The following is a 21,892-nucleotide window of genomic DNA, read 5'->3' as shown; positions in this document are numbered from 1 at the left end:
GATAACTGTAGGCCCGGTAAGCGCAGCGCCACCGGGCGATAAACATCCTAATAACCTATCAGGCTGACTCCGCGAGAGCAATATCCTCGCGCGTCTCGATGCGCTCCTTGCCGTGATAGATACGGGCGTGCTGCAGACCGACAAACAGGCGCTCTCCCCGGTGCGGCGGCACGTCGTCGCGCATGACCACAGTCAGCGGCTCGGTATACCAGCCCAGGGGCTGTACCACCAATTGGGTGTAGTGACCTTTAGGGCTAGCTTCCAGCACCTGCACCGGCAGCGGTGAATCCAGGCTGGTTCGGCGGCTCACGTCCACTTCCCACGGACGCAGGAACAGATCGACCGGTCCCTGATGCGCGGAGGTATAGCCCAGCGGCCAGCGGTGCGCGCCAACGTGGAACTGCCCACCGCGAATAGTACCCTGAAGACGGTTTACCTCGCCCATAAACTCCAGCACGAAGCGGGTCGCCGGTTCGCGCCAGAGCTGTTCCGGCTCGTCAACCTGCTCAATGTTGCCCTGGCTCATGACCACCACGCGATCCGCGACTTCCATCGCCTCTTCCTGGTCGTGGGTCACGAAGACGCTGGTGAATTTCAGCTCTTCATGGAGCTGACGCAGCCAGCGGCGCAGCTCTTTACGCACCTGTGCATCCAGCGCGCCGAAAGGTTCATCCAGCAGCAGAATTTGCGGCTCAACGGCCAGCGCACGCGCCAGCGCCACGCGCTGTTTCTGCCCGCCGGACAGCTGGGCCGGGAAACGATCCGCCAGATGAGCCAGCTGCACCATCTCCAGCAGTTTGGTCACCTTCGCCTTAATGGTTGCTGCATCCGGGCGCTCGCGACGCGGCAGCACGGTCAGGCCAAACGCGATGTTGTCGAACACGGTCATGTGGCGGAACAGCGCGTAATGCTGGAACACAAAACCTACTTTACGATCGCGGGCATGCAGGCGGCTCACGTCGGTGCCGTGAAAGCGGATATGCCCGCTGGTCTGATGCTCAAGCCCGGCGATAATACGCAGCAGCGTAGTTTTACCCGAGCCAGACGGCCCCAGCAGCGCCACCATTTGTCCGGAAGGGATATCCAGCGAGATATCATTCAGCACCTGGGTGCGACCAAAAGACTTCTTAATATTGGCAATCTCAATGCTCATGATTTCCCTCCTGATGCTGACGTTTTTCCTGATTTTCTAAACGCCACTGCACCACACTCTTCAAAAACAGGGTCAAAATGGCCATCAGCGTCAGCAACGCTGCGGCAGTAAACGCGCCGATGGTGTTGTAGTCCTGCTGCAGCAGTTCAATCTGTAGCGGTAGCGACAGGGTTTCACCGCGAATGGAACCGGAAACAACGGAAACGGCACCGAACTCACCAATCGCGCGGGCGTTGGTCAGCACCACGCCGTAAAGCAGCGCCCAGCGAATGTTCGGCAGCGTCACGCGGCGGAACATCTGCCAGCCCGAAGCCCCCAGCAGCACCGCCGCTTCGTCTTCGTTGCTGCCCTGGCTTAACATCACCGGCACCAGCTCGCGCACCACAAATGGACAGGTCACGAAGATGGTAACCAGCACCATGCCTGGCCAGGCGAACATGATCTGCAGGTTATTCGCATCCAGCCAGCCGCCCAGCGGGCCGTTGGAGCCGTAAAAGAGCAGGTATACCAGGCCCGCCACCACCGGCGACACGGCAAACGGAATATCCAGCAGGGTAAGCAGCAGCTGACGTCCCGGGAAGTTAAAGCGCGTTACCAGCCAGGCCAGCAGAGTCCCGAACACGAGGTTCACCGGCACGGTGATCAACGCAATCATTACGGTCAACCAGATAGCATGCAGCATATCCGGGTCTGCCAGGTTTTCCAGCGCGGGCATCAGCCCCTTGCTGAACGCCTGAACGAAGATATAAACCGTCGGCACGACGAGAATGAGGGCGGAAACCAGCACGCCCGCCCCAATCAGAAACCATTTACCCCAGTTGATGCGGGGTGCATCGTATCGCTTCAATTGCGTAACTTCCGCCATCAGTGACCTACCACACGTCGACCAAAGCGACTTTGCAGAGTGTTAATTGAGTACAGCAGCAGCAGCGAGGCTGCGAGGATCACCGAGGCAATTGCGCTCGCCGCCGGATAATCAAACTCCTGCAAACGGATGAAAATCATCAGCGAGGTCACTTCTGTTTTCCAGGCGATGTTCCCGGCGATAAAAATCACCGCGCCGAACTCACCAAGGCTGCGGGTAAACGACAGCGCGACGCCCGCCATCAGCGCCGGAGAGAGCTCCGGCAGCACCACCTTGCGGAAGCTCTGCCAGCGAGTGGCGCCCAGCGTTTCCGCCGCTTCTTCGTATTCCGGACCCAGCTCTTCCAGCACCGGCTGCACGGTACGGACCACAAACGGGATGCTGGTAAAGGCCATCGCCACCGCGATACCGAGCCAGGTATAGGTCACCTTGATGTCAAATTTCGCCAGCCACTCGCCGTACAGCCCGTTCACGGAGAAGAGCGACGCGAGGGTTAAGCCCGCCACCGCCGTCGGCAGCGCAAACGGCAGATCCATCAGGGCGTCAAGCAGCGTACGGCCCGGGAAGCGATAGCGGGTTAAAATCCACGCCATCAGCAGGCCAAACACGCCGTTAAAAATGGAGGCGACAAACGCCGACAGCAGCGTCACCTTATAGGCCGCCACCACCTGCGGGTTGGTGACCACGTCCCAGTACTGCGCCCAGCTCATCTGCGCAAGCTGCATCACCAGCGCGCTGAGCGGCAACAGCAGGATCAGGCAGACGAACAGCAGGCTGGTCCCGAGGCTTAAGGTAAAGCCCGGCAGCACGCGTTTTGTCGAAACTGCAAACATTACTTATGCCCCGCCGCCAGCAGTTTGTCTAACTCACCGCCGCTGGCAAAATGCGTTTTCATCACATCAGGCCAGGAGCCAAAATGATCTTCCACGCGGAACAGCGCGGTCTGCGGGAATTTATCTTTCAGTTTGTTCATTACGTCCGGGTTGTTCACGCGGTAGTAGTAATCGGTAATGATGGTCTGCGCCTGAGGGCTGTACAGGTAGTTGAGATAGGCTTTTGCCGCTTTCTCGGTACCGTTTGCCTGCACGTTTTTATCCACCCATGCGACCGGGAATTCGGCCAGAATGTTGGTTTTCGGGATAACCACCTCGAAGCCCTGCGCTTCGTACTGTTTGCGGATGTTGTTCACTTCCGACTCGAAGCTGATCAGCACATCGCCGAGACCGCGTTCTGCGAAAGTCGTGGTCGCCCCACGGCCGCCGGTATCAAACACTTCGACATTTTTCAGGAACTGGGTCATGAACTGCTCGGTTTTGGCTTTATCGTTACCGTCAGCCTTGTCCGCCGCGCCCCACGCGGCTAAATAGGTATAACGCGCGTTACCGGAAGTTTTTGGGTTCGGGAAAATCAGCTTCACGTCGGAACGGACCAGGTCGCTCCAGTCGTGGATATTCTTCGGGTTGCCCTTACGGACCAGGAAGCCCATGGTGGAGTAGAACGGCGAGCTGTTGTTCGGCAGACGGCTCTGCCAGTCGGCCGGAAGCAGCTTGCCTTTGTCGTGCAGGATCTGCACGTCAGTGACCTGGTTGTAGGTCACCACATCCGCTTTCAGGCCCTGCAAAATCGCCAGCGCCTGCTTGGACGACCCGGCGTGGGACTGCTTGATGGTCAGCTTATCGCCGTTATTGTCTTTCGCCCACTGCTGTTCGAACGGTGGGTTAAGGGCGGCAAACAGCTCGCGGGAGACGTCATACGAACTGTTTAACAGTTCAGTCGCCTGCGCCTGTGCCACCAGCAGTAAACCTGCCAGCGCCAGAGTTCCTTTTTTTAGTACAGTAACGGCCATTGCGCACCCTTATAAATGTGATGACTATCTTATAGTCATAATATTTATAACGGGGATGAAAGGAGTAACGGTTTTATATACCGTTTGGTGATTTAGAAGCAGAAAAGGGAATAAGGGGTGCGGCCTGATGCCCTCACCCCAGCCCTCTCCCACAGGGAGAGGGAGAAAGGCTATTACAGCGCCAGCAGACGCTCAACGGACGGAGCAAAGTAGTAGCCGCCGGTCACCGGTTTGGTGAAGCGCAGCATGGCGTCGCGCTTACCGTCGGTATCGCCGAACATGCTCAGCAGCTGCTGCTCAATGTTATACAGGCGCGCGCAGTAGGCGCAGAAGTAGAGGCCGTGCGTGCCGCTTGCGGTACCGTACGGCAGGCTCTGGCGGACAATCTTCAGTCCTTTACCGTCTTCCTTGAGGTCAACGCGGGTCAGGTGCGAGGTGACCGGACGGTCATCGCCGTCGATCTCTTCGTTGGCTTCTTTAGTACGACCAATCATCATCTCCTGGTCGTGCACGCTCATGCGGTTAAGCTGCTTGAGGTTGTGCTCCCAGCGCTGAACGAACACGTAGCTGCCGCCCGCGTCCACGCCGTCTTTAATCACCGCCACGTCGCGACGAACCTCTTCACCCGCCGGGTTTTCCGTCCCGTCGACGAAGCCGCTCAGATCGCGCTCTTCCACCCAGCGGAAGCCGTGAACCTCTTCCTGCACTTCAATGCTGTCGCCAAAGGCCGCCACAGCGGCCTGGGCAACGGAAAAGTTCACGTCGTGACGCAGGGAGAGAATGTGGATCAGCACGTCATATTGGGTCGCAGGTGCCAGACCTTTGCCATAAGGGATGAAGTCTTTCAGCTCTTCCGCCCCTTCGCCACCGCTCAGCTGACGCCAGACGTTATTGCCAAAGGCAACAACGGCGCCGAGGTGGGCTTCCGGGAATTTGGCCTGGAAGGTGGCCAGCTTATCAACAAACGCTTTACTGGCCGCACGCAGGGCATCCACGTCCCCTTTAACATTGGCTTCAATCCAAATCGCCGCGCGGCAATGTTCTGGCAAAATGCCACTCTGAACCTGAGACATCGCTCCTCCTGAAATAAAGATGCCACGTCAGCGTGGCATTGATGGCGGGTATTATACCCGGATTTCAGCGAGGCGGTTTGTTCAGGCGCAAATTACTGCTTCCAGAGTATTTTGCTCACTTTCCAGCTCTTGAGCGTGTCGTCAGACGGCATCAGTCCTTCCGGTCCGCTCCAGGTTCCGGTGAAGACATAGCTGATGTGCTGGCTGCCTTCCGCCTTACATTCCACCGCGACCTTGTCGTCAGACGGCAAGCTGGTGCAATTGCCAAAAGCCTGCTTATAAAGATCGCTAAACGGGGTCCCTACCTTCACGCCGCTAGCGGTCGGAATATCTTCATCCATCACCGCAATTCGGTTTACCGTGCCTTTGTCACCGTTGATCACCAGCGCCAGCTTGTCGCCCTTCAGCGCTTCGTAATAGCGAACAATATTGCCATTCTCCGTTTTCATGCCGCTGCGCAGACGGTAATCGCTGCTGAGCGCATCCTGAATAGCATTCTGATCCAGCGCCGTCGCGGCGGTAATTTTCCCCACGCCCTGCTCGGTCACTTCCGTTGATGAGCCAAACCAGTTCCACGGATACGCGGCGGACCAGTTAATGGAGGAGAGCGTCGAACAGCCGGTCAACGCCAGCGGGAGAGCGCATAAAAGTAAACGCAGCGATTTCATTGAAACGTCCTTTCTAATTAAATCAACGCTTGTTGGAGTGCGACATCGGCAAAAAGTGCCGGATTAATCATCCTGAGGCGCAAAACAGGCGCGAAGACGCGGGTTTGTCAGCAGCCACAGCAGCGCCACAATATCGGCAACCACCAGCGCAATACCGATGCCCGTCAGCGGCTCACCGTACCACCAGAGTACCGGCTGCCAGAAGAGCAGCGCAATCTGGGCAAGGATCAGCAGCCCGCGAAGCGCGCGCCACAAACGCGGGATCGCCTGCCGCCGGCCGCTGCACAAAAACGCCACCACCGCCGGTACGCCCGGCAATAGTCCGAGCCAGAAGGCGTCGTGATCGGGATAAAAGAGATTCAGCAGCGTGTCGCCCTGCCCGCGCGACGCGGCGGCTATCACAAACAGCACCCAGGTCCGGGCCTGGAGCAGCAGAACGCACCAGAATAAAAAGGGCAGCCTGACGCGACCCTGCGCGTCATAGTCAGCCGGATGGATCTCAGTACTCTTCATCTTCGATCAGACGCTTGCCCAGAGTCAGCACGTCAGCGTGCTCGTAGCCCAGACGCTCATACATGCCCAGCACCACGTCGTTATCTTCCCGCACCATGATCTGGATCTTTGGGCAGCCGCGGGCGATCAGCTTCTTCTCGAGTCGGTTCAGCAGCGCATTGGCAATGCCGCGGCCACGGTATTCCGGGTGAACGCCCAGATAATAGGCCGAGCCGCGGTGGCCGTCGTAACCACCCATTACCGTCCCCACAACCTCGCCATTGACTTCCGCGACCAGAAACAGACTGACGTCATGATTCACCTTACGTTCGATATCCATTTCCGGATCGTTCCACGGACGCAGCAGATCGCAGCGCTCCCAAAGGGTGATCACCTCTTCGAAATCTTCCTGGCGAAAAACGCGTATCTCCATGGTATTAACCGCCTTTTCGGGTTTAAAAACAGTGATTATGGCGCGAAGCACGCCTTTAGCCAATAACCGGGGAAAATCTCGCCAAAATTTGGCATAATGTCACTTTGTCACGTATTGAAATGAAAAGTAAAACAATTCTCAATATGGACTGTCGTAACGGGAAACACGATACGATATAACACCAGGACCCCATTTTTTAGTATTCAGGCCGCATGAGCACATTCAAACCATTAAAAGCACTCACATCGCGTCGTCAGGTTCTCAAAGCGGGGCTGGCGGCCTTAACGTTAACGGGCATCGCAAAGCAGGCTCAGGCGAAAGACGAGAGCACGCTCAAAACCAGTAACGGACACAGCAAACCGAAAGCCAAAAAGCCGGGCGCGAAGCGTCTGGTGATGCTCGACCCAGGGCACGGCGGCATTGATACCGGCGCCATCGGCAAAAACGGGTCGAAAGAAAAACACGTCGTGCTGGCAATTGCAAAAAATGTGCGCGCAATTTTACGCAGTAACGGCATTGACGCCCGTCTGACGCGTTCTGGCGATACCTTTATTCCGCTGTATGACCGCGTAGAGATCGCCCACCAGCACGGTGCGGATCTGTTTATGTCGATCCACGCCGACGGCTTTACCAACCCTTCTGCGGCCGGTGCCTCGGTGTTTGCGCTTTCCAACCGTGGCGCCAGTAGCGCCATGGCGAAATACCTCTCCGACCGCGAAAACCGGGCGGATGAAGTCGCCGGGAAGAAAGCAACCGACAAAGACCACCTGCTACAGCAGGTGCTGTTCGACCTCGTGCAGACGGATACGATCAAAAACAGCCTGACGCTCGGCTCGCATATTCTGAAGAAGATTAAGCCAGTGCATCGTCTGCACAGTAAAGGCACCGAGCAGGCAGCGTTCGTGGTGCTGAAATCACCGTCCATCCCGTCCGTGCTGGTGGAAACCTCATTCATTACCAACCCGGAAGAGGAGCGACTCCTCGGCACCACGGCGTTTCGTCAGAAGATCGCCAACGCCATCGCCTCCGGCATTATCAGTTACTTCAACTGGTTCGATAACCAAAAAGCGCACTCCAGGAAACGTTAATGAAACCCGATGCTCAACTGGTCAAAACCTTCCTGCTGCAGCTGCAGGATGAGATCTGCCAGAAACTGGCCGCCGCAGATGGCGGTGAATTTCAGGAAGATACCTGGCAGCGCGAGGCTGGAGGCGGCGGGCGCAGCCGCGTGCTGCGAAACGGCGGCATCTTCGAACAGGCGGGCGTGAATTTTTCCCACGTTCACGGCGACGCCATGCCTGCGTCTGCGACGGCACATCGTCCCGAGCTCGCAGGCCGCAGCTTTGAGGCGATGGGCGTCTCGCTGGTGGTGCATCCGCACAACCCGTTTGTGCCGACCAGCCACGCCAACGTGCGCTTTTTCATTGCGGAAAAACCGGGCGCCGACCCGGTCTGGTGGTTCGGCGGCGGTTTCGACTTAACGCCCTATTACGGCTTCGAAGAGGATGCCGTGCACTGGCACACCACCGCGCGGGATCTTTGCCTGCCGTTTGGCGAAGACGTCTACCCGAAATTTAAAAAGTGGTGCGACGACTACTTTTACCTGAAGCACCGCGACGAGCAGCGCGGCATCGGCGGGCTGTTCTTTGACGATCTCAACACGCCGGATTTTGATACCGCGTTCAGCTTTATGCGCGCGGTGGGTGAAGGCTATACCGACGCGTACCTGCCGATTGTCGAACGCCGTAAAAACACCAACTATGGCGTGCGCGAACGTGAGTTCCAGCTCTACCGTCGGGGGCGCTACGTGGAATTTAATCTGGTGTGGGATCGCGGGACGCTGTTCGGCCTGCAGACCGGCGGGCGCACGGAGTCGATTTTAATGTCGATGCCGCCGCTGGTGCGCTGGGAATATGACTGGCAGCCGGAAGCGAACAGCCCGGAAGCCGCCCTTAGCGAGTTTATTCAGATCCGCGACTGGGTGTAGTTTACCTGACCTGATGACGGCTAGCGCCTTATCAGGCCTGCAACGACTGAGGCACTGCCCCGCAGGCTGGATAAGGCGCAAAGCGTCGTATCCGGCACAATAATGTCATCACGCCCACTGGCGCATACGCTGATGCAGCGTCAACGACGGTTTCTCCGCAAACAATTGCTGATAGTCAGTGGCAAACTGCCCCAGATGCCAGAATCCCCACTGCATGGCGGCGTCTTTTACCGTCACGCTTTGCGACCACGGGCTTATCAGCTCGCGACGCACGGCGTTCAGACGAATACGTTTTAACCAGGCATTCGGACCAATTCCGAGTATCGTATGAAAGGCGTTTTGCAGCGTCCGACGGCTGACGTGCAACTGATTACACAGGTCAAGTACGGTCAGCGGCTCTGACATATTTTCCAGCACATATTCGCGCGCACGCGACAGCAGGCGACGATAGCTCTGATGGCTGATACTCTCGGCCGTGATTATCGGCTGCGCTTCTTCCAGCATTGTGCCCATCGCCAGCAGCAGGTTATCGCCCAGCACTTTGCGTACCGCAGGTTGATGGAGGTTTACCGGATTCTCGCTAAATGTCGCCAGCGCCTGCTGCACAAAGCCCCATAGAGCAGCTTTGTGTTGTTCTTTCACTTCCAGCGCCGACTGGTTACGCAGCATATGCATCACCCTTTCCGGGTTATGCAGGAAGTTGGCCTGACGGGCAATGGCCTCTTCAGAAATGACGACGCCCAGAATGGTGTAATCATCCGGCGTACTCAGTTCAAACTCCGTCCCGCCCGGGCGGGTGGCAATTTCAGCGTTACCCAGACACTGGGTGCCAATAAATCCCTGTTCGCAGCGCGTGGCCGGAATACCAAACCAGAACGAGTTCGGCCAGACAAGACATGACTGACGCAGCGCCAGTCCGGTGTATTCACGGAACACCTGAATATCGTCGAGCAGGATTTCCGTGAACTCGCCATGAAATTTTCCCGGATGCAGCTGGTCGTAGATTTGCTGCCAGGCGGTAATCGTCAGCGCATGCTCATACACATCCGTTGTTCGCCGCTGATGAACGTTGTCCACCTCCACTTTCGGCGTAAGTTTAACGTCTTCGGGTAATGCTTCATGATAAAGATGGTGCAGGTTTGCAGTTCGGGTCTTTTTCATGATCTTTTAAGCCGGAAGCCTCAACGAAGCCCCCGGCCCTCCGACAGGTTAATTTTTTAAGCGATAGCGACTACTGCGTTTACGCAACGCTCCGTGAGAAAAGAGCTGTTCCAGCGCCTTTCTGGCTTCATCAAGTGACCAGCCAAAGTGGGCAGCCACTTCCCCTGCCGTCATTCCTTGACGGACCGATGCCAACAGCGTCAGAAGTTGCTCAGAGGATTCAGACGTCAACGGGGCATCCTGCGTCTTCTGTGGATTTACCTCTGTTTTCACTTCTGGCTTCTGTTCTGGTTTCTTCGGCTGGCGCGTAAAACCGCCGATCAGCCACTGGGTGTCATCGTCCGGCCGGCCTATTTCCTTACGGCTGATAACACGGCCTGTACGCGCTGCGGCAGCGCTGCCGGCATCCAGCGCTGCGCGGCACGCAGCCAGATCGCCTTCCACCACCAGCGTCAGCCGGCCAGGATCGAGCACTTCGTGGCTCAGCAGACGCACGTTAGCGGCTTTCAACATGGCATCTGCCGCGTCGACGGCAGCCACCATGCCATCCACTTCCAGTAATCCCAGTGCATTGATCATCACTACCTCTCTTACGCGCGCTGGACTGGATTACGGGCAATATCCAGCACGGCATCGGCAAAGGCGTTACAGGCGGCTTTACAGGCGGCCTGGCTACCGGTCAAAAACGCGGCCGAATAGTTGGTTTCTGACGGTGGCGGCACATAGGTGACAATCTGCACATCGGCAGATTTCAGCGCAGCATCAATACCCAACGTCGCCTCCAGCGGCGGCGCCACCAGATACGCCATCGGATCGCCAGGTCGGCATCCTGCGGTCGCCGAGAGATACGACCCGGTACGCGAAACCACATGCGCCAGGAAAGCGGTATCTTCTGCGTCATTTGCCCACTGGAAAGCCGCACCGCTTTCAATATTGGCCACCATCGCGTCCAGACCTGCGCGAACTTCGGCCGGGTTTGGCCCTCCGAGCATAATCAGCACTTCGCCCGAGGTTGGAGAGGGGCTGTGCGCCGCGCCGGCATACAGCGAGCGGCCATAAACCACTTCGACCATTGCCTGTTTTGTCGCTTCGTCTGCGGCAATATACGCCACGTCATCAGAATCTGCTGTGATGAGTCCAAGGCTACGTATATGTGGCGGTAATTTAAGTTCACGGGCAAAACCGTCATTTACCGAGGCAATCACGCGCATTGCGGTGACTGAAGGTCTAATCAAATCTAATGCTGGCATGATGCCTCCTTAACGGGTCATATTGATGCCGGATGCTTTTTGCTCCAGCATGCGCCTGGCCAAATCCACAATCACCGCCGCCGCTTCAACCGGTGGCGTACCGCCCTGGTGAATATTCGAGATACAGGTACGGTCAGCTTCAACGGTCGTCGCCACGCGCGGCGAATAGACGGCATAGCAGGAAAGGCTTTCAGACTGGCCAAGGCCCGGACGTTCCCCAACCAGCAGGATCACCGCTTTCGCACCAAGCAGTTCGCCGATCTGATCTTCGATTTTCACGCGACCATAGCGAACAAAGAACGGTGTCCCAACCTTCAATCCAGCCTGTTTTAAGCCCGACAACAGCGGCGGCAGGATCTCTTCGTAGTTGGCGGTGATGGCGTCGGTAGACAGGCCATCAGAGATAATCACCTGCACATCCGGGTTCATTACACACTGTGATTTCAGCGCTTCAATGGCTTCCGCACTCAGACGACGCCCCAGATCCGGGCGCGTCAGGTACAGGTTTTTGTCACTGATTTCCGAGCGTACTTCCAGCAGCCCCTGGGCTTTTACCCACTCTTCGGGCACTTCTTTCAACACCGTGTCTTTTGAACGCGAGTGATCGGCCAGGAAACGCAGCAGCGCCTGAGTGCGCGGGCGTGGACCGGCACGGCCGGTACATACACGCGCGGCGGTGCTGCGGCGCAGCTCGATCAACACCTCTGCGCGGTGCGGGTTCTCAACGCCAATCCACGCTTTGGCCTCGGCTGAGCCTAAATCCATTGCACAGCTTTCACCCGTTGGTGCAGCACACTGCGCGGTGCTACATTTCTCTTCAGGTGACGACGCTTGCGCCTGCGGCTGCGACTCTCCCATTGACGCCATAACGCTGCGTACAATTTCTTCAATCTGTTTTTGATCCATCGTGTGTCATCCCCGCGTCATCAGAAGAACAGTGACGGATCGCCCGCCCGTTTGGTCAGGCGACCGTTTGCCATAATGCCCATGGTTTCCAGCCAGCGTTCAAACTCCGGCGACGGCCGTAAATTCAGCAACTGACGGACGGTGGCGGTATCGTGAAAGGCGGTGGTCTGATAGTTGAGCATGATGTCGTCACCGAGCGGCATGCCCATGATGTAGTTGCAGCCAGCGGTGGCGAGCAGAATCATCAGGTTTTCGTTGAGGTTCTGGTCAGCATCAGCATGATTGGTGTAGCAGCAGTCGCAGCCCATTGAGATGCCACTCAGCTTGCCCATAAAGTGATCTTCCAGACCCGCGCGAATAATCTGACGATCGTTGTACAGATACTCCGGCCCGATAAAGCCCACCACGGTGTTCACCAGAAACGGATCGTAGTGACGCGCCAGCCCGTAGTTACGCGCTTCCATCGTCACCTGATCGGCACCGAAGTTAGCGCCTGCGGAGAGCGCAGACCCTTGTCCGGTTTCGAAGTACAGGCAGTTTTCACCGGCGATGCGGTTGAACTCCGCGCCCACTGCGCGTGCTTCATCCAGCATGGCCAGCTCAACGCCGAACTCTTTTAAGCCTTTCTCGCTGCCGCAGATACTCTGGAAAATCAGCCCGCCCGGCGCGCCGCGACGAATCGCTTCGATCTGGGTGGTAACGTGTGCCAGTACGCAGCCCTGGGTCGGGATGTTGAATTTATCGATAACGCCGTACACGGTATCCAGTACGCGGCTTAAGTTTTCCACATCATCCGTTACCGGGTTTACGCCAATTACCGCATCGCCCGCACCGAAGGAGAGTCCCTCGTAGATTTGTGCCGCAATACTCTGCACGTCATCACGGGTGTCGTTCGGCTGTAAACGGCAGCTGAAAGTGCCAGGAAGACCAATAGTGGTGTTGGCCTTTTTGATAACCGGCATTTTCTTACCGCCGTAGATCAGGTCCGCGTTAGAGCAGATTTTAGCTACCGCGGCGACCACTTCCGACGTTAACCCTTTACGCGTAAACGCAATGTCATCAACGGAGGTTTCATCGCTCAGCACGTACTCGCGCAGTTCGCTGATGCTCCAGTTTTTGATGCGGTTATAGGCCGTTTCGTTGACGTCATCCTGAATCAGACGCGTGACGCAGTCCTCTTCATAGGAAATCACCGGGTTATTGCGGATATCCGCCACCGTCATTTCTGACAGCACCTGCTTGGCCGCCACGCGCTCCTGCGAACTGGTTGCAGCTACCCCTGCCAGCACATCCCCCGAACGCAGTTCGTTGGCTTTTGCCAGCACCTCTTTCACATCCTTAAACTGATAAACATTGCCGAACAATGTGGTCTTTAGTTTCATAAGTCGTTCCCTCAGGAAGGAAATGCGAGTGATTTCACCGTCACCGGCACAACCGATCCGCCAAAAAGAGGCGTACCAATGTCGATATAGTCCCCCGCCCGGACAACCACCTCATCGATGACCGCCAGCGGGTGTTGCTGTAACTGTGGGCGTAACAGCATGCCCAGGGCTTTACCAAAATCCTGCTCGGCTACCACCAGCAGGGGATGCGGATTCGGATAGCGCGCGACAAAGGCCAGCAGCGCATCAATCACCGTTAATAGCGCGGCGTAGCGCACCGGCAGCGAACCGGGCAGCGCCAGCACGTAGGCATCCGTTTGCGGATCCAGATCGAGTTGCATCAGCGCTTGCTGCCAGGCGGCAACCAGATCAGCCTCATCAACCGGAATCGCCACCGGCAGATTGCGCAGCGGAAGCGTCACGCCTTCCAGCCAGATAGTGCTGCCCGAAAGCGACAGCGTATGTGCACCGGCACCAATCACCGTGGCACGCACGGTCTGCGCCGGGAACTGCACGTTCATCTCACGCAGACGCGGATGTTCATGCAGCGCCGTGGCGAGGAGCGGCCCGATATCGGAAAAACAGAACGGATCGGCTGGTTGGTTGCGGTAGCATTCGCCCACTCCCCCTGAAAGCGTAATCACATCCGGTTTCACACCCGCAGGCAGTAAACCGGTTTGCATCATCGCCTGCGCCAGCGGTGAAAGCGTGCCGTCAATCACCTCCACAATCAGCGCCGCCATCCGTCTGGCCACCTGAACAAGCTGCCCCGCATTGAGGGTTCGGGCGTCAAAGCCCGGACCAAATACGTCATCAACAATCATCTGCCCCGGTTGATGCGCATGCACCACTCGCCCCTGACCGTCCGTTTCCAGAAGCCTTCCTCCAACGTTCAGGCAGGCCGAACCGCTGACCTTTCCGGCATCGAACAGGACGTAGTTCGACGTCCCGCCGCCGATGTCGATATTCAGTACCCGGCACATTTTTTGCTCGGACAGGGTTTGCACTCCCGCGCCTTGACCGGCAATCACCGATTCCAGATGCGGGCCGGCGCTGGCAACCACAAAGTCCCCCAGCGACTGGGAGAGCGCCATCACTGCGGGTCGTGCGTTGCGGGTTTTGGCGCTTTCTCCGGTAATGATGATCGCACCGGAATCGACGGCCTCAGGCTTGATGCCCGCCGCCTGATACTGGGCGAGGATCAGCGCCTTAAGTTCGGCCTCTTTCAACCCGCCCTGTTTATCAACCGGGGTAAAAAACACCGGGCTTTGCCAGCTAATTTCGCGTTTGATGAATTCGTAGCGCGGCACCTGCGACACTGCCGCACGGTTGACCAGCTCAAGGCGCGAGAAGATCACCTGAGTGGTGGTGGTGCCGATATCGATACCGACGCTGAGTAGCTGGCGAATATTCACGATTGCGCCTCCGGATGAGTGTCTGCTGGTGCCGGAACATCTTCGTCTTTCGGTACTAACAGCATAGCCACGCCAATCGCCGTCACACCGCCGATCAACTTGCCGACAATCATTGGGAAGATCATCGCGTTCATGTTGGCAGCGGCGAAGCCTAAGTGGTCCCCCAGAGCAAAGGCCGCGGAGACCGCAAAGGCGCAGTTGATCACTTTGCCGCGGGTATCCATATTCTTCATCATGCCGAACATCGGGATGTTGTTCGCCAGCGTCGCGACCATCCCCGCAGCCGCAATGTTATTAACGTTTAACAGGTTGCCGACGCTCATCAGCGGTTTTTCAAACCAGCGGGTCAACAGCAGCACCATCGGGTAGGCGCCCAGCAGCACACAGGAGATAGAACCGATAACTTCGATGGCGCGCATCACTTCACCCGGCCTGTCTCCCGGTGCCATGAAGATAGGATCAAGACCCGGAATCAGCTCCCAGCCGAGCAGGAATTTGATCACCGCAGCCGCCAGACCGAGAGTGATCAGCGCGACGAGGAATTTCGCGAAGATCTGGAAGCCGTTGATCATTTTTTCCGGGATGAATTTCAATCCCAGCGCCACCAGCACGGCCACGATCAGCACCGGGATCATGTTCATCAGGATCAGCGCAAAGGTGAACTCCACCGGCTGACCATTGATTTCGACGCCGGAGTACATCGCGACCAAACCACCCGCAATACAGCCAACTGGAATGGTGACAATACCGGCCAGCACGCCCAGCGCCAGATAACGACGATCGGACGGTTCAATAATTCCCAGCGCAACCGGAATGGAGAAGACCAGCGTCGGCCCCATCATCGCTCCGAGGATCAGGCCAGAGTACAGCCACGCCGCAACGTCGCCGCCCGCCAGTTCTTTCGCCAGGAAGAAGCCGCCCATATCGCACGCCAGCAGCGTTCCGGCAAACATCGACGGGTTTGCGCCCAGCATTTCGTACAGCGGAATAATCACCGGCCCAAGCACATGCGCCAGTACGGGTGCCAGCGCGGTCATACCGACCATTGCCAGGCCCAGCGCGCCCATCGCCATGAAACCTTCTTCAAACTGGCCGCCCGAACCCTCAATACTCTTACCGAACTTACCGAGGAAGCGCGCCGAACCGCCGAACTGCGACAGGATCCTGTCCACGGCGGCAATCAGCATAAAGAACATCATGATGTACATGATGATTTCGTTAATTCCCATAACCTTCACTCCCTGTCATATGTGTATTTATTGTGCCGTCGCATACAACGCGATAATGTCGGCCTGCGTGGCGGTGCGTGGGTTACTGCGAATACAAATATCCTCCAGCGCGGCATGCGCCCATGCGCTGTAATGCTCGGGCTTTGCCCCAACGTCAGAGAGTCGTTTTGTCTGGCCCACTTCACTAATCAACTCGCTGACGGCGTTGATGGCATCGCGATCGTCCGACTTCTTGTTAGTTAACGCCCGTCCGATATGGCTGAAGCGCTCACGACACACCATGCGGTTGAACCCCATTACCGTGGGCAGCAGCATGGCGTTAGCCTGTCCGTGCGGGATATGCAGCGCAGCGCCCGGCTGGTGCGCCATCGCATGACACAAGCCCAGTCCCGCGCTTGAAAACGCCATTCCCGCCATGCAGGACGCCAGCAGCATGCTTTCCCGCGCCGCCAGATCCTGACCGTAGCCGACGGCCTTTGGCAGCGATTTACCGATCATCGCAATCGCGCCAATCGCCAGGCTGTCGGTAAACGGCGTCGCGTTCAGCGCGCTATATGCTTCAACGGCGTGCGTCAGCGCATCGATCCCGGTCATCGCCGTGACGTGTGCGGGCACACCTTCCGTCAGCGCGGCGTCAAGGATCGCCACATCCGGCATCAGCAGTGCGTGGGCCAGCACTTGTTTAAGTCCTGTCGCGGCGTCGATAATTACCGTGACGTTAGTGGTTTCTGAGCCCGTTCCGGCGGTAGTTGGCACCGCAATCAGCGGCAGACGCGCACGCAACACGCTGTGCTCCGTCATGTCAGCCAGCGTCTGCGTGGGGTTGGTCACCAGCAACGCGACTGCCTTTGCGGCATCCAGTACGGAACCGCCGCCGAAGGCCACAACGCTATCGCACTTCGATTCACGCAATTGCGCGACCGCCGCGCAGACGTCCGTAATGCACGGTTCGCCCGCCGGACATGGCCACAGCGTCATCGCCACGCCTTTCATCGCCAGGCTGCGCTCCAGTGCAGCGGTCATCCCCGCCTGATGCAGGAAACGATCAACCATGACGAACATATGCGTCAGTCCGCGCGCTTTTGCTTCCTGCCCACAGGTACTCAGCGCTCCCAGTCCACATAACGTAACCGGTGGAACGCTAAACGTTTTTACGCGTTGCAGATTCAGGGTATCGAATGCCTGAAAGAGCGCGGTCTGCAATTCAGCTTGCATAGATTCCTTCCGCTTTTTCTTTTCCGCTATTTGCAATCGCCAGCGGAGTCATAAACAGGCTGTGCTGGGGTAAATGCACCTGCAGCTTCGGGAAACGCTTACGGAACAGTTCATCAACGCCCGGCTGCATACAGGAGCCACCGGCCAGCCACAAGTCAGCGACGCCCTGTCCGGCTATATGGTGAGCCACGATTTCCGCCATCTTTTCGTAGACCGGCTTAACCACTGGCCAGATTTCTTTGCCATTGCTGCGCTTGTACTGCTCGGCTTCCTCCAACTGGATGCGACGGTTCCCGGCGAGCGTCAGAGAAATATGGTGCCCGCCGGTCGCTTCATCGGCGGAATAGATCACTTTGCCCTGTTTAACAATGGCAATCCCGGTGGTACCGCCCCCGATATCCACCACGCCAGCGTTATCGAGCTGCAACAGGTCCGCCACCGCGGTCGGTTCGTCGAGCACATGACTCACTTCAAGTCCGGCAGACTCCAGCACGTTGATCGAAATGCGCCGGTCCGTTCCCGGTGGAAACGAGGTTGCCGCATGGGTAAAGCGGCAACCCAGCTGTTGTTCGAGCGTATCGAGATGGCGACGAACGAGGGTCACCGCGCCGAAGAAATCCCAGACGATGCCATCGCGCACGACATCGGCCCAGTCCAGGCAAACCGCAACCGGCTGTCCGTCACTGTCGACAACCATCGACACCACATCACACGTTCCCAAATCAACGCCCAGCCACAGCGGTGAATCGCTCGCAGCAGGCGTCTGGTTACATAGCGCTGCCGCTTTTTGCAGCCTGGGTGTCAGCCAACGCTGTTCGTCGTGCGCCATCCCTTTTACTCCTTATACAATTCTGAAGGCGTCCACCAACACACAGCGACGCAGACGCACAAACGTGCGCGCGCTGGTCACCCCTTCCCCGGTTGGTGTGGTAATGGTCATCGTGGTCCAGCCTTCACCGCCGAGCCCAAGCCCCGCAATACACGGTCCGTTCTTGACGAAAATGCTGGTATCAATGGCGTTTGCCATGCGGTTCATGTTGTCGATATTGCGCGAATGCATCGCCGCCGTATGGTGACAGCCGCCTTCAAGCTTGACCGCCAGTTCAATGGCCTCATCGACGCTGGCGACCCGCACGACAGGCAGCACCGGCATCATCAATTCGGTGACGGCAAACGGATGCGTCGCTGAGGTTTCGACGAATAACAGCCGCGTTTGCTCTGGTACGGTCAGACCAATCGTCGCCGCGATTTTTCCTGCATCGCGGCCTACCCAGTCACGACTGACCGTGCCTTTACCGCGCTCATCGATATTTTTCAGCAGCACAGGTTGCAGCTGTTCGGCCTGAGCCGCAGTCAGTTTCACCGCATGCTGGCTTTCCATCAGGCGCATCAGTTCGTCGGCAACGCTATCCACGACGATCAGGACTTTTTCATCGGCGCAGATGATGTTGTTATCAAACGATGCGCCTTTGACGATCGACTGCGCCGCGCGGGCCAGGTCGGCCGTTTCATCCACCACCACCGGCGGGTTACCCGCACCAGCGGCAATCAGACGCTTGTTGGTGTGCTTACGCGCAGCATCCACTACGGCTTCACCGCCGGTCACCACCAGCAGGCCGATGCCTGGGTACTTGAACAGGCGCTGGGCCGTTTCGATATCCGGATTGGCAACGGTCACCAGCAGGTTTGCCGGGCCGCCTGCGGCAACAATCGCCTGGTTAAGCAGCATAATGGCGCGCTGAGAGACTTTTTTTGCCGCAGGATGCGGAGCGAAGACCACGCTGTTGCCAGCGGCAATCAGGCTGATGGCGTTGTTAATAACGGTTGCGGCAGGGTTGGTAGACGGCGTCACCGAGGCCACTACGCCCCACGGCGCATTTTCAATCAGCGTCAGGCCGTTATCGCCGGTCAGGACCTGTGGAGAGAGGCATTCCACCCCCGGCGTACCGCGTGCCTGCGCCACGTTTTTGGCAAATTTATCGTCAACGCGTCCCATGCCGGTTTCTGTGACGGCAAGTTCCGCTAATTCTCTGGCGTGCTTTTCGCCCGCCTCGCGAAGAGCCGCGATAGCCAACTGACGCATGGCGACGCTTTTCAACCCCTGCTGGGCCAGTTTTGCTGCCGTCACTGCGTCATCCAGGGAGGCAAAAACGCCCATTTCTTGAACGGCACTGACGGGCTGGCTGCTGTCTTTCATTTTCAGCAGCACCGCTTTCACGACCTGTTCAATATCCTGTTGATTCATGATTTTCTGCCTTATTTATGGAAGATCACCTGGCCACCAGCCACCACTTCATCGACGATGCCAATCACGCACAGATCGACAGGTGATGATTCGTGACGGTGCGCCTGACGGGCTGAGCTGCCGCTGACCAGCAGCACCCACTCCCCGGTTCCCGCCCCGATGCTGTCGATAGCAACAGCACACTGGCCGTCGGGATTCCCCTGGGCATCAATCATTTCCACCATCAGCAACTTGTCGTGCGCGAGCCCCTGATGGCGTACGGTACAAACAATTTGTCCTGTGACGATTGCCAGTTTCATACGCGCCTCCGTGGCATATTTCAGGTAAAACCTCCCCCTACCCTCCGCAGAAGGTAATGTGAAAAGGAGAGAGGGTGACGCCAGCAATGAAATTTGTGGCGTCACATGGACGACTTACATGTCGTTGCTGTCGCCTTTAAAGCTGATCGGGAACACTTCTTCCAGATCGCCATGCGGACGCGGGATCACGTGTACGGAAACCAGCTCGCCAATACGCTGTGCAGCCGCAGCACCTGCGTCTGTTGCCGCTTTACATGCCGCTACGTCGCCACGGACCATAGCCGTGACCAGACCGCCACCGATCTGCTTCACGCCAACCAGTTTCACACGTGCCGCTTTAACCATTGCGTCAGAAGCCTCAATCAGTGCAACCAGGCCCCGGGTTTCAATCATTCCTAATGCTTCCATTTTGCTTTCCTCTTAAGTCAAAGGGGTCCAGAACGGGACCTTATACAACCAGTGTGTGCGAGGCGTTTTCACGACTCACGTCAGTCTGGCGCGGCACAGCGGCCACCAACGCCAGTTCGATAATTTCCTGTACGCTACAGCCGCGAGAGAGGTCGTGAAGCGGTGCGGCAAGTCCCTGAATCAAGGGGCCAACGGCGCGATACCCTCCCAAACGCTGGGCGATTTTGTAGCCAATATTGCCTGCCTCCAGCGACGGGAAAACCATCACGTTGGCATTGCCCTTTAACGGACTGGCGGGCGCTTTTTGCGCGGCGACTTCCGGAACAAAGGCTGCATCAAATTGCAGTTCGCCATCCACGATAAGCTGCGGGGCACGCTCACGAACAATCTCCGTCGCCTGCTGCACGTTAGCGACGTTGGGATGGCGAGCGCTGCCATTACTTGAAAACGACAGCATGGCCACGCGCGGCTCTTCCCCCGTGATCCCCTGCCATGTCTGTGCGCTGGCAATCGCAATATCCGCCAGCTGTGCGGCGGTGGGCTGCGGCACGACGCTGCAATCGGCAAACCCTAATGACGGCCCGAGATACTGCGGCAGCATCAGGAAAATTGACGACAGCGTTTTACAGCCTGGCTGTAGCCCAATAATGCGCAAACCGGCGCGCAGCACGTTGGCCGTCGACGATAGATTGCCCGCAATACAGACGTCAGCTTTACCCGCGCTGACCATTGCCGCGGCGAACATCAGCGGATCGTTGAGTTTTTCCCGGGCATCCGAAGGCGTTTTATCTCCCGCGCGGGCCAACCAGCGCAGCGCAAACTCTTCACGCATTGGCAGGTTGCTTTGCGGATCGATAACCTGAATGCCATCCATCGCCACCCGGTGGCTGAGAGCAAACTGGCGCAGCGCAAACGGACTGGCGACGAGAATGGGACGCGCCAGACGGTGCTGATGCAGATAATTTGCCGCCTTCAGTACCCGAACATCCAGCGCATCCGGAAACACCACCCGTGCAGGTGAGCGGTGGGAGAGTTGACGAGCACGTTCAATGATCATGGTTTCTCCCCCAGTCGCTGTTGAATTTGGCTAACCGTCAGCGGGTGCTTCGCAACGCTCAGAATCATCATGACGTAGACCGTACTGGAAAGGCGGTTGAGCGCCTGCATGATGTCCGGTCGCATGACTTCAAAACTACGGGTGATGAAAACCTGGGCCGCCACCGTCTCCGTTTCACGGACTTTGGTACGCAGCAGATTAAGCAGCGCGCAATCATGTCCGTGACTGGCTTCAGGCACCAGATGGTCGTGGTCCAGATAGCGCAGCGGCTGATGCGAAAGGCGGTGTAAATCGTCGTCACTTAAGCCGACGATAGCTTGTGCTCCCAGCAGCTCGTCCATCGCATCGGCGCGCATAATGTTGCCCAGGCGCGAACGGATATCCGAAAGCCACGGCTGCCACGGTTGCCCAAGCTCTATCTGCAACCACACGGCCAGCGCGATGGTGCTGTCCAGCGCGGCGCGAAATCCCAGGCGCGGATCACTTTTGGCAACCATCTTGTTCGCCGTCAGATGCGTCAGCGTGTCAGGTTTCTTCACCACCGGTTGATGACACAGTTCGCAGCTGGCCTGTGGATGCGTATCGCTGCTGGTTAACCCATGCACCGGCTGCGGCTGCTGGTCTTCGTCAGCAATAAACAGGCTGCCCTGCTCGTCGATAAACTTAATGCGCAGATGTCGGCTTTCCAGTAATTCCCGGGCAGACGGCGTCAGGCGAGCGTCAGCGGGGAGATGAATTTCAGCCCCTTCGCTGAGCGTATGATTCGCTCTGAGCCATGCTTCGGTAATGAAATCCTTCATACATCCGC

General features: G+C 57.6%; 24 protein-coding genes. 2 read left to right on the top strand and 22 right to left on the bottom strand.

What is annotated here, in order from left to right:
• Positions 1–58 precede the first annotated feature (58 nt).
• The 8 genes from cysA to ACDO57_RS00820 all read right to left on the bottom strand — a co-directional run bounded on the left by cysA (position 59) and on the right by ACDO57_RS00820 (position 6,530).
• Positions 59–1,153, bottom strand: a complete 1,095-nt coding sequence (gene cysA / locus ACDO57_RS00855) for a sulfate/thiosulfate ABC transporter ATP-binding protein CysA (RefSeq protein WP_008501607.1) — start codon at positions 1,151–1,153, stop codon at positions 59–61.
• On the bottom strand, positions 1,143–2,018 hold the full coding sequence (gene cysW / locus ACDO57_RS00850; protein WP_370883419.1) for a sulfate/thiosulfate ABC transporter permease CysW: 876 nt from the start codon (positions 2,016–2,018) through the stop codon (positions 1,143–1,145). Before cysW ends, cysA begins: the two co-directional genes overlap by 11 nt.
• Entirely contained in the window at positions 2,018–2,851 is an 834-nt protein-coding gene (gene cysT / locus ACDO57_RS00845) for a sulfate/thiosulfate ABC transporter permease CysT (protein WP_004123378.1), read from the bottom strand. Before cysT ends, cysW begins: the two co-directional genes overlap by 1 nt.
• Positions 2,851–3,864, bottom strand: a complete 1,014-nt coding sequence (locus ACDO57_RS00840; RefSeq protein WP_032646709.1) for a sulfate ABC transporter substrate-binding protein — start codon at positions 3,862–3,864, stop codon at positions 2,851–2,853. Before ACDO57_RS00840 ends, cysT begins: the two co-directional genes overlap by 1 nt.
• 173 nt (positions 3,865–4,037) lie before the next feature.
• Positions 4,038–4,937 carry a Dyp-type peroxidase gene (locus ACDO57_RS00835; RefSeq protein WP_023332959.1) on the bottom strand — a complete coding sequence of 300 codons (900 nt, stop codon included), beginning with the start codon at positions 4,935–4,937 and terminating at the stop codon, positions 4,038–4,040.
• Between the two features lie 92 nt (positions 4,938–5,029).
• Positions 5,030–5,605, bottom strand: a complete 576-nt coding sequence (locus tag ACDO57_RS00830; protein WP_024907606.1) for an RpoE-regulated lipoprotein — start codon at positions 5,603–5,605, stop codon at positions 5,030–5,032.
• 63 nt (positions 5,606–5,668) lie between these two features.
• Positions 5,669–6,118: a DUF2919 domain-containing protein gene (locus ACDO57_RS00825; RefSeq protein WP_370883418.1), complete on the bottom strand. Its 450-nt coding sequence runs from the start codon at positions 6,116–6,118 to the stop codon at positions 5,669–5,671.
• Positions 6,105–6,530, bottom strand: coding sequence for a GNAT family acetyltransferase (locus tag ACDO57_RS00820; RefSeq protein ID WP_024907604.1), 426 nt, complete (start codon positions 6,528–6,530; stop codon positions 6,105–6,107). The genes ACDO57_RS00825 and ACDO57_RS00820 overlap by 14 nt, the downstream gene beginning before the upstream one ends.
• A gap of 212 nt (positions 6,531–6,742) precedes the next feature.
• On the opposite strand from ACDO57_RS00820, the gene amiA reads away from it, so the two are divergent.
• Positions 6,743–7,618, top strand: a complete 876-nt coding sequence (gene amiA / locus ACDO57_RS00815) for an N-acetylmuramoyl-L-alanine amidase AmiA (protein WP_024907603.1) — start codon at positions 6,743–6,745, stop codon at positions 7,616–7,618.
• Positions 7,618–8,517 carry an oxygen-dependent coproporphyrinogen oxidase gene (gene hemF, locus ACDO57_RS00810; protein WP_032646715.1) on the top strand — a complete coding sequence of 300 codons (900 nt, stop codon included), beginning with the start codon at positions 7,618–7,620 and terminating at the stop codon, positions 8,515–8,517. Before amiA ends, hemF begins: the two co-directional genes overlap by 1 nt.
• Positions 8,518–8,625: 108 nt before the next feature.
• On the opposite strand, the gene eutR is transcribed toward hemF, so the two are convergent.
• The 14 genes from eutR to eutT all read right to left on the bottom strand — a co-directional run bounded on the left by eutR (position 8,626) and on the right by eutT (position 21,884).
• Positions 8,626–9,678, bottom strand: coding sequence for an HTH-type transcriptional regulator EutR (gene eutR, locus ACDO57_RS00805; protein WP_024907601.1), 1,053 nt, complete (start codon positions 9,676–9,678; stop codon positions 8,626–8,628).
• 48 nt (positions 9,679–9,726) lie between these two features.
• Complete coding sequence (gene eutK / locus ACDO57_RS00800) at positions 9,727–10,257, bottom strand: ethanolamine utilization microcompartment protein EutK (RefSeq protein ID WP_090420079.1); 531 nt, start codon at positions 10,255–10,257, stop codon at positions 9,727–9,729.
• A gap of 11 nt (positions 10,258–10,268) precedes the next feature.
• Complete coding sequence (gene eutL, locus ACDO57_RS00795; protein ID WP_024907599.1) at positions 10,269–10,928, bottom strand: ethanolamine utilization microcompartment protein EutL; 660 nt, start codon at positions 10,926–10,928, stop codon at positions 10,269–10,271.
• Between the two features lie 9 nt (positions 10,929–10,937).
• Complete coding sequence (gene eutC, locus ACDO57_RS00790; protein ID WP_370883417.1) at positions 10,938–11,834, bottom strand: ethanolamine ammonia-lyase subunit EutC; 897 nt, start codon at positions 11,832–11,834, stop codon at positions 10,938–10,940.
• Between the two features lie 20 nt (positions 11,835–11,854).
• On the bottom strand, positions 11,855–13,216 hold the full coding sequence (gene eutB, locus ACDO57_RS00785; protein WP_003038029.1) for an ethanolamine ammonia-lyase subunit alpha: 1,362 nt from the start codon (positions 13,214–13,216) through the stop codon (positions 11,855–11,857).
• An 11-nt stretch (positions 13,217–13,227) separates the two neighbouring features.
• Positions 13,228–14,631 (bottom strand): ethanolamine ammonia-lyase reactivating factor EutA, encoded by a 1,404-nt coding sequence (gene eutA / locus ACDO57_RS00780; RefSeq protein ID WP_370883416.1) that lies wholly within the window; start codon positions 14,629–14,631, stop codon positions 13,228–13,230.
• The gene (gene eutH, locus ACDO57_RS00775; RefSeq protein WP_032646725.1) at positions 14,628–15,860 is read right to left on the bottom strand and encodes an ethanolamine utilization protein EutH; all 1,233 of its coding nucleotides are present in this window, start codon (positions 15,858–15,860) and stop codon (positions 14,628–14,630) included. The genes eutA and eutH overlap by 4 nt, the downstream gene beginning before the upstream one ends.
• 27 nt (positions 15,861–15,887) lie before the next feature.
• Positions 15,888–17,075, bottom strand: coding sequence for an ethanolamine utilization ethanol dehydrogenase EutG (gene eutG, locus ACDO57_RS00770; RefSeq protein ID WP_024907595.1), 1,188 nt, complete (start codon positions 17,073–17,075; stop codon positions 15,888–15,890).
• On the bottom strand, positions 17,065–17,904 hold the full coding sequence (eutJ, locus tag ACDO57_RS00765; protein WP_032646729.1) for an ethanolamine utilization protein EutJ: 840 nt from the start codon (positions 17,902–17,904) through the stop codon (positions 17,065–17,067). The genes eutG and eutJ overlap by 11 nt, the downstream gene beginning before the upstream one ends.
• A gap of 12 nt (positions 17,905–17,916) precedes the next feature.
• Complete coding sequence (locus tag ACDO57_RS00760) at positions 17,917–19,320, bottom strand: aldehyde dehydrogenase family protein (protein WP_370883415.1); 1,404 nt, start codon at positions 19,318–19,320, stop codon at positions 17,917–17,919.
• A gap of 11 nt (positions 19,321–19,331) precedes the next feature.
• The gene (eutN, locus tag ACDO57_RS00755) at positions 19,332–19,619 is read right to left on the bottom strand and encodes an ethanolamine utilization microcompartment protein EutN (protein ID WP_024907592.1); all 288 of its coding nucleotides are present in this window, start codon (positions 19,617–19,619) and stop codon (positions 19,332–19,334) included.
• A 114-nt stretch (positions 19,620–19,733) separates the two neighbouring features.
• Positions 19,734–20,027: an ethanolamine utilization microcompartment protein EutM gene (eutM, locus tag ACDO57_RS00750; RefSeq protein ID WP_003835054.1), complete on the bottom strand. Its 294-nt coding sequence runs from the start codon at positions 20,025–20,027 to the stop codon at positions 19,734–19,736.
• 40 nt (positions 20,028–20,067) lie between these two features.
• On the bottom strand, positions 20,068–21,084 hold the full coding sequence (pta, locus tag ACDO57_RS00745) for a phosphate acetyltransferase (RefSeq protein ID WP_148769823.1): 1,017 nt from the start codon (positions 21,082–21,084) through the stop codon (positions 20,068–20,070).
• Positions 21,081–21,884, bottom strand: coding sequence for an ethanolamine utilization cob(I)yrinic acid a,c-diamide adenosyltransferase EutT (gene eutT, locus ACDO57_RS00740; RefSeq protein WP_370883414.1), 804 nt, complete (start codon positions 21,882–21,884; stop codon positions 21,081–21,083). Before eutT ends, pta begins: the two co-directional genes overlap by 4 nt.
• Positions 21,885–21,892: the final 8 nt, after the last annotated feature.

This window comes from Enterobacter cloacae complex sp. 2015409 (assembly GCF_041365315.1).
Classification (GTDB): Bacteria; Pseudomonadota; Gammaproteobacteria; order Enterobacterales; family Enterobacteriaceae; genus Enterobacter; species Enterobacter pseudoroggenkampii.
This window is presented reverse-complemented; position numbering and strand designations above follow the sequence as displayed.

Coding starts and splice junctions, on each gene's coding strand:
- cysA (WP_008501607.1), bottom strand. CDS start 1,153: ATGAGCATTGAGATTGCCAATATTAAGAAGTCTTTTGGTCGCACCCAG.
- cysW (WP_370883419.1), bottom strand. CDS start 2,018: ATGGCGGAAGTTACGCAATTGAAGCGATACGATGCACCCCGCATCAAC.
- cysT (WP_004123378.1), bottom strand. CDS start 2,851: ATGTTTGCAGTTTCGACAAAACGCGTGCTGCCGGGCTTTACCTTAAGC.
- ACDO57_RS00840 (WP_032646709.1), bottom strand. CDS start 3,864: ATGGCCGTTACTGTACTAAAAAAAGGAACTCTGGCGCTGGCAGGTTTA.
- ACDO57_RS00835 (WP_023332959.1), bottom strand. CDS start 4,937: ATGTCTCAGGTTCAGAGTGGCATTTTGCCAGAACATTGCCGCGCGGCG.
- ACDO57_RS00830 (WP_024907606.1), bottom strand. CDS start 5,605: ATGAAATCGCTGCGTTTACTTTTATGCGCTCTCCCGCTGGCGTTGACC.
- ACDO57_RS00825 (WP_370883418.1), bottom strand. CDS start 6,118: ATGAAGAGTACTGAGATCCATCCGGCTGACTATGACGCGCAGGGTCGC.
- ACDO57_RS00820 (WP_024907604.1), bottom strand. CDS start 6,530: ATGGAGATACGCGTTTTTCGCCAGGAAGATTTCGAAGAGGTGATCACC.
- amiA (WP_024907603.1), top strand. CDS start 6,743: ATGAGCACATTCAAACCATTAAAAGCACTCACATCGCGTCGTCAGGTT.
- hemF (WP_032646715.1), top strand. CDS start 7,618: ATGAAACCCGATGCTCAACTGGTCAAAACCTTCCTGCTGCAGCTGCAG.
- eutR (WP_024907601.1), bottom strand. CDS start 9,678: ATGAAAAAGACCCGAACTGCAAACCTGCACCATCTTTATCATGAAGCA.
- eutK (WP_090420079.1), bottom strand. CDS start 10,257: ATGATCAATGCACTGGGATTACTGGAAGTGGATGGCATGGTGGCTGCC.
- eutL (WP_024907599.1), bottom strand. CDS start 10,928: ATGCCAGCATTAGATTTGATTAGACCTTCAGTCACCGCAATGCGCGTG.
- eutC (WP_370883417.1), bottom strand. CDS start 11,834: ATGGATCAAAAACAGATTGAAGAAATTGTACGCAGCGTTATGGCGTCA.
- eutB (WP_003038029.1), bottom strand. CDS start 13,216: ATGAAACTAAAGACCACATTGTTCGGCAATGTTTATCAGTTTAAGGAT.
- eutH (WP_032646725.1), bottom strand. CDS start 15,860: ATGGGAATTAACGAAATCATCATGTACATCATGATGTTCTTTATGCTG.
- eutG (WP_024907595.1), bottom strand. CDS start 17,075: ATGCAAGCTGAATTGCAGACCGCGCTCTTTCAGGCATTCGATACCCTG.
- eutJ (WP_032646729.1), bottom strand. CDS start 17,904: ATGGCGCACGACGAACAGCGTTGGCTGACACCCAGGCTGCAAAAAGCG.
- ACDO57_RS00760 (WP_370883415.1), bottom strand. CDS start 19,320: ATGAATCAACAGGATATTGAACAGGTCGTGAAAGCGGTGCTGCTGAAA.
- eutN (WP_024907592.1), bottom strand. CDS start 19,619: ATGAAACTGGCAATCGTCACAGGACAAATTGTTTGTACCGTACGCCAT.
- eutM (WP_003835054.1), bottom strand. CDS start 20,027: ATGGAAGCATTAGGAATGATTGAAACCCGGGGCCTGGTTGCACTGATT.
- pta (WP_148769823.1), bottom strand. CDS start 21,084: ATGATCATTGAACGTGCTCGTCAACTCTCCCACCGCTCACCTGCACGG.
- eutT (WP_370883414.1), bottom strand. CDS start 21,884: ATGAAGGATTTCATTACCGAAGCATGGCTCAGAGCGAATCATACGCTC.